Source organism: Hohaiivirga grylli, assembly GCF_039655745.1.
GTDB classification, from domain to species: domain Bacteria; phylum Pseudomonadota; class Alphaproteobacteria; order Rhizobiales; family Beijerinckiaceae; genus Hohaiivirga; species Hohaiivirga grylli.
Genome location: NZ_JBBYXI010000015.1, coordinates 1 through 4,876, shown reverse-complemented (window position 1 = coordinate 4,876; position 4,876 = coordinate 1). Strand labels below are relative to the sequence as shown.

The 4,876-nt window shown below is 39.8% G+C and carries 6 protein-coding genes; 1 reads left to right on the top strand and 5 read right to left on the bottom strand.

The genetic code is table 11. The features are described from left to right. Positions 1 to 600: 600 nt before the first annotated feature. From WJT86_RS12220 to WJT86_RS12205, 3 genes are all read right to left on the bottom strand, one after another. Positions 601 to 918: a hypothetical protein gene (locus tag WJT86_RS12220; protein WP_346337870.1), complete on the bottom strand. Its 318-nt coding sequence runs from the start codon at positions 916 to 918 to the stop codon at positions 601 to 603. Positions 919 to 1,108: 190 nt separating this feature from the next. Further along, the gene (locus tag WJT86_RS12215; RefSeq protein ID WP_346337868.1) at positions 1,109 to 1,396 is read right to left on the bottom strand and encodes a hypothetical protein; all 288 of its coding nucleotides are present in this window, start codon (positions 1,394 to 1,396) and stop codon (positions 1,109 to 1,111) included. A 381-nt stretch (positions 1,397 to 1,777) separates the two neighbouring features. Continuing rightward, the gene (locus WJT86_RS12205; RefSeq protein WP_346337866.1) at positions 1,778 to 2,188 is read right to left on the bottom strand and encodes a hypothetical protein; all 411 of its coding nucleotides are present in this window, start codon (positions 2,186 to 2,188) and stop codon (positions 1,778 to 1,780) included. A gap of 77 nt (positions 2,189 to 2,265) precedes the next feature. On the opposite strand from WJT86_RS12205, the gene WJT86_RS12200 reads away from it, so the two are divergent. Further along, positions 2,266 to 2,970, top strand: coding sequence for an IS6 family transposase (locus WJT86_RS12200; RefSeq protein WP_346337864.1), 705 nt, complete (start codon positions 2,266 to 2,268; stop codon positions 2,968 to 2,970). Between the two features lie 16 nt (positions 2,971 to 2,986). Here the strand turns inward: WJT86_RS12200 and WJT86_RS12195 are convergent, their stop codons facing one another. Further along, a complete protein-coding gene (locus tag WJT86_RS12195; protein WP_346337862.1) occupies positions 2,987 to 3,394 on the bottom strand; it encodes a hypothetical protein in 408 nt (135 codons plus the stop codon). Continuing rightward, positions 3,381 to 4,876, bottom strand: a 1,496-nt coding sequence (locus tag WJT86_RS12190; RefSeq protein ID WP_346337860.1) for a hypothetical protein, incomplete at its 5' end; no start/stop codon positions are given. The genes WJT86_RS12195 and WJT86_RS12190, both read right to left, overlap by 14 nt.

The window sequence follows — 4,876 nt, the reverse complement described above, 5'->3', positions numbered from 1 at the left end:
AGTTCTGGTACAACACCATCCGGCCGCATCAGAACCTTGATGGCCTGACACCTCATGAAGCATGGCACGGGATTAATATTTACAACCAGAGGTCACAGCCGATTATCTGGTTCTCCGCATGGGAGGGGCTGCTCACCGGATTTGTTCATCGACGATGAAGAAACAGAAAAGCGTAAGTTAGAAATTGAGAAACATTACACCGTCCAAAGGATGGGCGGGTCAATTTATCTGAAATCAGGGAAAGGAGAGGATTGAAATGATGAAACACTAAAAACGAGCAGGCAAAAGCTCCAAACTCACCCGCCCGACAATCTCATCGGGCAGATAATCAAATCAAAATCACCGCCTCAACTTCTACTCAATCCGGTTTGGACGCTTGGACGGGACACCAACATTATTCTCAACGGAATTGAAACAATCCAGATGATGCGGCAGGGACAGGTGGATTACGCCCGAAGTGTGCCCTTAAACCTCAAACAGCAGTTTGAAATGCTCATTCCGGTAAAATGAAACTTTCAAAACCGATTCAAATGCGCCTATAACTTTAAATGCGACAGAACCCTATCAGCTTTAAATAGGATAGAAAAATTTAAAATATATTCAATTCCAAACTATGATAGACCCATCAGGATAACCTAAAATAACAGCCTCTGGCGTATTATAGCCACAATCAGACATATCAATTATTAATTTAATATCATTTTGTAATAAAAATTCAGTTTTATCTTTTAATTCTATAATTCTTACAAAATTATTTCCGATAATATTACCTTTAAAGTAAAAATTATCTTTCAAGAGAAAATATTTACTTTCTATACATAAACGATATCCACCTTCAAAAGACAGATATAATGCATTATCTTCATCACTCTGATTTATGATCTTTAACGCAATTAAAACTGAAAGCTTCGAGTTCATTGTAATCTCTTAATCATGAAGATTTAAATGGGAACGACCAAATATTTTCTATCATAATAAGCCTACCAAGGGATTCTGTCGTATTAAAGTGAGGCAAGAAAATTGGTTCAGTGGTGTCGGGATTTTAAATGCGACAGAATCCCGCTTCAACTATCACTCAATCCGGTTTGGACGTCTGGACGGGACAACACTACTCATCACTTTCATGTCGTATCCCTTTGGAATCTATCTTACAGCACCATTTAGCATTTAATGTCCAAGGAATTCCCGTCTTATTAAGAACCACCTCTCCATCCGCGATTAAATTATCTATATTTCCATCTAGATCGAAATCTTGCTCATAAATATGGACTATCATCCCTTCAAAAAACTTTATCTCTTTTCCGCTTGAATCTACTTTTACATCAGTCTTGGATAAGAGAACTAACCCTTCTTCAATCATTTCATTAAAATCAACATTAATTCTTCCCTTTTTCATCAAAAATCCCTTTATTTTCTAAACTTATTAGGGTTAGGAATCGTAGGAGTAGAAAGGTACTGTCGCATTAATTGACGAGCAACATTACACACTCATAACACGTGGAGTTTAATTTTCCCCATCATGAGTTGCAGTGTTCAAATATCGACGCTTCCCACCATCTGCTATTTTACTCTTTGTGCAATGGCATCTAGCTTATTGTTTGTCACTTCACAATCTTGAGGAGATAATGCAGGAGCATGGGATAGACAATCCAGATGATACGGCAGGGGCAGGCGAATTACGCCAGAAGTGTGCCTTAAACCTGAAACAGCAGTTTGAAATACTTATTCCGGTAAAATAAAGTAATCCAAGTTGGTTCAGCTGCGACAGAACCCAATTTTATAATTCAAACATAAATGTATCATAAACTATATTAGTCATAAGGAATTTTTTGAAAATATTTAAATCAAGTAATATTTTTTCCCTAGAAACATTATTTTCCTTATTATCAATGCCGGAATTTATTTTAAAGTTAAATTCTTTTTGAGATTTTAAATTTTCAATCTCATTATTAATAAAAAAAATTATCTTATTTATAGTATCTTTTGAGTGTATAAATTCACTATCAAATTCTGAAAAAAGAGTTCCGCAATCATGGTTTAGCTTGCTCCAAAATAATATTAAAGAGAGCCAAGCAGATAACTCTTTTGACAAACAAAATTTCTCATATACAGAATCATTTTCTGCATTATATGCATAAACTTCAACTTGCCTTAGCCTCATAAACTCTCCCTCCTGCAATTCATCCAATAGGTTCTGTCGCATTAATTGATCAGCAACATCATTTCATAACATGAGGAGTTTAATTTTCTCCATCACGAGTTGCAATGTTCAAATATCGACGTTTTCCGGCATCTGTCATTTTGCTCTGTGTCCGCTGGTATCTGGCTTATTGCCTGTCACTCCGGAACCTTGAGGAGATGATGCAGGAGCGTGGGATATCGGTTGACCACGCAACTATTCATCGCTGGATTATCAGATATGCGCCTGTGATTGCGAAGGCATTTAACAGGCATAAAATAGCGGCAGGTAAAAACTGGTTTGTCGATGAAACTTACATCAAAGTTGGCAAGCGCTGGATGTATCTTTATCGCGCAATCGACAACTACGGACTGACCGTTGAGTTTTTGTTCTCTGAGAAGCGTAACATCCGGGCAGCGAGATTATTCTTCAAGAAAGCTTTTGAGCGAAATGACAGACCGGAGAGTATTACGCTTGATCGCTATCAGGCTAATCATACGGCTCTTGTCGCAATTGATAATGAACATCGGCTCAGAAATGAAAATGGGAAGCTGATTTCACCTATTAAGATTCATACAGGCAAATATCTGAACAACCGAATTGAACAAAGTCACCGCTGTATTAAAAGGCGTATCAAACCTATGCTTGGCTTCAAATCCAACACCAGCGCAAACATTATTTTCAACGGAATTGAAACAATCGAGATGATGCGGCGAGGACAGGCGGATTACGCCCGAAGTGCGCTTTTAAATCTCAAACAGCAGTTTGAAATGCTCATTCCCGCAAAGTGAAACTGCAACAACCGTCTCAAACTGTATCGTCAGTCCCAAATGCGACAGAATCAAAGATTAAGTAAATCTCCTTTGCTCGAAAAATCATATTAGAATTTATTTTTAAAATATTATCTGGATAATTAATAGCGCCACCTAGATTTAATATGGCGCCTTTTTCATCCCATTCTATAGCAATCTCCTGATCAACATTAGGATAATCTTTATCCTTATCATATTGAAAATTGATGAACTCGGCCCCAATCAGTTTAAAGAAAACTCTTTTCCAAACATTCATATCCAAATCGAACGATATTAAAGTTAAGTTAATTTCAAAAGTGGAATCTCTTGCCCATTTAATATTTAGCTCTTCAATATTTGAGTCATCAAAATTCTTGAATCTTTTTAATAACCTAGGCCATGTATTTGGGTTACATAGAATCATGAATTTTACTTTCTACTAACTGGATTTGCGTTCGAAGGCAGATAGGACCCCAAGCAGGAACGTCCGTTGTATTATAGTGTGGCGCACCGGCCCCATGCCCTACAGCAGGTTGTCCGGGCGGGAATGTATGAACTGTCATATCTTTCCAGTCAATATGGCCAACAGGCAGCCCATTTCCATCAAAAATGGTACTTTGTACTATATTTCCGTTTTGCGCAGGTCTTAGGTAAACTGAATTTGGAGCACCAATAGTGGGTCTTTCTCCTGGTAATCCTGTAAAAGACCAAGGATCTTTTTTGGTAGCAGAGGCATTCCAAGCTCCCCACTGCGTCTCCGCAAAACTTCCAGTTGCAGTACCCGAAACAGTTCCAAATTCACCCACCTGAGCTAATTTGCTGGCTTGCCCTAAATAATAAACACCACCTGCATAAGTAGCTAATTGCCCAAGCGCAGCACCTCCTAATGTAACCCAAGCTTGTGCTCGTGAAGCATCATCAACAACAACTGGTGTTCCGCCATAACCTAAATAGGTATAGTTTCCATTCGTATCTCTGAGTGGAACAAAATTTCCAGAGCTATCAACAGTACCAACTGCCGGACCACCGCTACCTGTCAACACTGTCCAAGCATTATATAATGCAGATTGCCTTCCACTAACTGTATTATAAACATTCATCTGACCAGCAAGATCGGCTTGTGAGTACGCATTACCTTTAGCTGAGCCATAAGCTAATGCGGCAGCAATTTCTCTTTCACCATTAGCCCGTTGAGCTAAGTACTCACGGCCAATCCTGACACAATCCTGATCATCTTTTCCTGTTCCAATAGGAACCAACTTCCCACCAATGTTTACATAACAAGGTACGGAAGCATGAGCAGTAGTTGAAAAGAACTCAAGAATATTAAATCCTGTTGTTCCACCACCTACACAACGTTCTAAATCTCTAAGATTCTCTTCATTAAAGCTACCATTACGAACTGCTTCTCTCATTTGAGCAGCCGTATTATTCCCAAGTGCGGCGAGCTGATCAAACTGTTGCGCAAAATTCTCATTAATTCGGTTCATATAAGCGACTGGATTCGTAATCGCATTCAGCCCGCTATTCGAGGCATAGAACTCGACACCGTAGCTTTCATCCTTGGTAATGACCTGTGCCTGTGAGAGGTCACGATTCAGGGCTGCAACATCCTGAGTCTGCTGATCTTTGTTGCGGATTGTGATGGTGCCTTCACCAACTGTCGCATTGGTATCCTGCTCGCGGTCATGCCCCGAGACTGAGCCACCAACCCATGGGCCATTTGGCAGACCTGTCTGCTGGTTGCTATCGTTTGAGGATTTCTTGCTCTCATTCGATGGTTTTTTATTGGAAGAAGAGTTATTGCCTCCTCCACCATTCTGCACCGTGTTCCATGACCACGCGTTTTCCTGCAGGCCACCAGCACTTCCCCCAACCGTCATATCAAAGGCATCGCCCTTGTCAT

What these genes read in the sequence shown, in the direction of transcription:
- WJT86_RS12220 (WP_346337870.1), bottom strand. Translation starts at nt 918, where the DNA reads ATGAACTCGAAGCTTTCAGTTTTAATTGCGTTAAAGATCATAAATCAG.
- WJT86_RS12215 (WP_346337868.1), bottom strand. Translation starts at nt 1,396, where the DNA reads ATGAAAAAGGGAAGAATTAATGTTGATTTTAATGAAATGATTGAAGAA.
- WJT86_RS12200 (WP_346337864.1), top strand. Translation starts at nt 2,266, where the DNA reads ATGTTCAAATATCGACGTTTTCCGGCATCTGTCATTTTGCTCTGTGTC.
- WJT86_RS12195 (WP_346337862.1), bottom strand. Translation starts at nt 3,394, where the DNA reads ATGATTCTATGTAACCCAAATACATGGCCTAGGTTATTAAAAAGATTC.